The sequence below is a fragment of the Stenotrophomonas sp. 3diitr2024 genome (assembly GCF_042136455.1).
GTDB lineage: Bacteria > Pseudomonadota > Gammaproteobacteria > Xanthomonadales > Xanthomonadaceae > Stenotrophomonas > Stenotrophomonas sepilia.
In genome coordinates this window covers 1-2,295 of sequence record NZ_JBHHMJ010000380.1, presented here as the reverse complement: position 1 = coordinate 2,295, position 2,295 = coordinate 1, and the positions used below count along the sequence as shown (strand labels likewise).

At 67.2% G+C, this 2,295-nt stretch carries 3 protein-coding genes; all 3 read right to left on the bottom strand.

Translation table 11 applies throughout. The features are described from left to right. Positions 1–55: 55 nt before the first annotated feature. Positions 56–859, bottom strand: coding sequence for a DUF4198 domain-containing protein (locus ABGA94_RS09465; RefSeq protein ID WP_095376991.1), 804 nt, complete (start codon positions 857–859; stop codon positions 56–58). 121 nt (positions 860–980) lie between these two features. After that, entirely contained in the window at positions 981–1,499 is a 519-nt protein-coding gene (locus tag ABGA94_RS09460) for a DUF2271 domain-containing protein (RefSeq protein WP_134955971.1), read from the bottom strand. A 40-nt stretch (positions 1,500–1,539) separates the two neighbouring features. Next, positions 1,540–2,178, bottom strand: coding sequence for a PepSY-associated TM helix domain-containing protein (locus ABGA94_RS09455; protein ID WP_111127817.1), 639 nt, complete (start codon positions 2,176–2,178; stop codon positions 1,540–1,542). Positions 2,179–2,295 lie beyond the last annotated feature (117 nt).

Genomic DNA, 2,295 nt, shown 5'->3' with positions numbered 1-2,295 from the left:
CATGGTGATGCGGCGTGGCGGCGATGCCGGGGTGTGCCCGGCATCGTGGTCCACATCACTGCGGCAGCACTTCCAGCGTGGCGACGTAGCTCAGGCGGCGCTTGGCGGCCTGCTTCACCGAGGTCTTGTTGTCTTCGGTGCCGGTTTCCAGCCAGTACATGCCGGCTTCCGGCCAGGTCACCTTGATCTCGCCCCTGGCGTCGCTGGTGAGCTTCAGTTCGTCCTGTGCGTTGCGGTAGCGGGTGGCGCCCCGCACGATCTCGAACTCCAGGCCAGCGGTCGGCTTGCCATCGACCAGCACGCGGAAGGTGGCTTCCTCGCCGGCGAACAGGTCGTTCGGGTGGCCAACAGCGACCAGCTCGATACCCCGGTTGGTCGGCTTCAGGGCGGTATCGTTCGGTGCACCGTTGGTGACGAAGGTCTCCACGCGGCCCACCGACTGGCTCAGTTCCAGCTTCTTCGCGTCCTTGGGCAGTTCGCCAAGAGTCGCCACGCTGCCGCGCCAGCGCTTGCGCTCGCCGTTCTGCTCGTAGGTGGCGAACAGGCCGTCATTGACCGAGGCGATGCGGTAGGTGCCCGCCTGCTTCAGTTCGATGTCGAACACGCTGCGGTACTTGCCGGTGGTCGCGTTCTGCGGCAGCACGGTGCTGCCGTCCGGCGCGGTGATCACCAGCGATTCCAGTCGCAGCGGCACGTGGTTGAAGTAGAACAGGTCGTTGGAGACCGCACCGTCGACGGTGATCCACGGTGCGTTGCCGGCGATCACGGTCTGCGAGGGCAGCAGCCAGGCCTTGTGGGCCAGGGCGGAGAAGGGAAGGGCAGCGGCCAGGGCGGCGGCGAGGACGAGCGTGCGCTTCATGCGGAAGACTCCAGTTGGAAGGGGTCGGATCCCTTTCCAACGGAAAGGGCTCTGATCCCGGGGATGTGGCGATGGGGTCAGAGCCCTTCCTGTGGAAGGGATCCGACCCCGGCTCAGACAATTACGGTTTGACGGACAGGGTGACCTGACCCAGTTCGGTGGCGCCCTGCGCCTTGCCGTTCTGCGCGGCGGTGGCCGGCCAGGTGAAGGGGATCTTCAGCAGTTCGCGGCCGCCGACTTCGCGCACCGCCTCCACCACCAGGGCGTAGTTGCCCGGGGCCAGCTGCTTCAGTGCCGGCTGCCTGTCGCTGAACGACAGTGCGTGCCTGCCGGCCGGGCGGGTCGGGCCGGTCACGCCGTCCACCGGCACCTGCAGGGTACGGCCACTCTTGCGCCACCACTGGCGCAGGTCGGGCAGCCACTTGGTGCCGTGGCCCTCGCTGTTGCTGGTCTGCTGGTACCAGACCGACAGGTTGGCCGCGACCTTCTGGTCGGCGCCTTCCAGCCACACCGCCACATACGGGCGGTGGTACTCGGCCACGTTGAGCTTGGGCACTTCGACGTTGATGTCGAGGGTGGTGGCATAGGCCGGCGAGGTGGCCAGCAGGCCGCTGAGGGCGATGGTCAGGGTGACGCGCATGGGGCGGCTCCGGAGGAACGGATGGAATTCACGGTGGAAGTCAGTGGATCAGCAGCAGGGCGATCAACAGCGGGATCATCAGGCCGAGGCCGACCAGCGGCCAGGTCATGCGCCGTTGCCGCGCATGCAGGTGCAGCAGGAACAGGCCGGTGATGCAGAACACCAGGCAGGCCACGGCGAACAGGTCCAGGAACCATCCCCACGCCGGGCCTGCGTTGCGGCCCTTGTGCAGGTCATTGAGGTAGGAGACCACGCCGCGCGAGGTCGATTCGTACTCCACCGCGCCGGTTTCGCGGTCGATGCTCAGCCAGGCGTCGCCACCGGGGCGCGGCAGCGACAGGTAGATCTCCTCGGCCGACCACTCGGCCGGGCGCCCACCGATGGCGATGCCCAGCTGCGTGTCCAGCCATTGCCGGGCCGGGCGCGGAATCGGCGCGTTGCCGTCCTCGCGCGTGCCCAGCTGGCCCAGCAGCGCGGCCGGCAGTTCCACATGCTGGTTCTGCACCTCGGGCTTGGCCTCGATCTTCGCGGCATGGTTAAGAGTCAGGCCGGTCACCGCGAACAGCAGCATGCCGATCAGGCACACCGCCGAGCTGATCCAGTGCCACTGGTGCAGCGTCCGCAGCCAGAAGCCACGGTTCTGTTGCTGCTGCACGGTGGAAGAGGCAGGACGGCTCACGGCACGGTTCGAAGCGGACGGGGACTGCCCATTACATCATTGATGAGAATAGCTCGCAATTGCGTGTCGTTCTGTATCCCGGAGCAGGCATTCCGGGGTGCCGGCCAGCGGCCGGCA

Excerpts from the sequence above, each read along its gene's own strand:
- ABGA94_RS09460 (WP_134955971.1), bottom strand. The coding sequence starts at position 1,499 with ATGCGCGTCACCCTGACCATCGCCCTCAGCGGCCTGCTGGCCACCTCG.
- ABGA94_RS09465 (WP_095376991.1), bottom strand. The coding sequence starts at position 859 with ATGAAGCGCACGCTCGTCCTCGCCGCCGCCCTGGCCGCTGCCCTTCCC.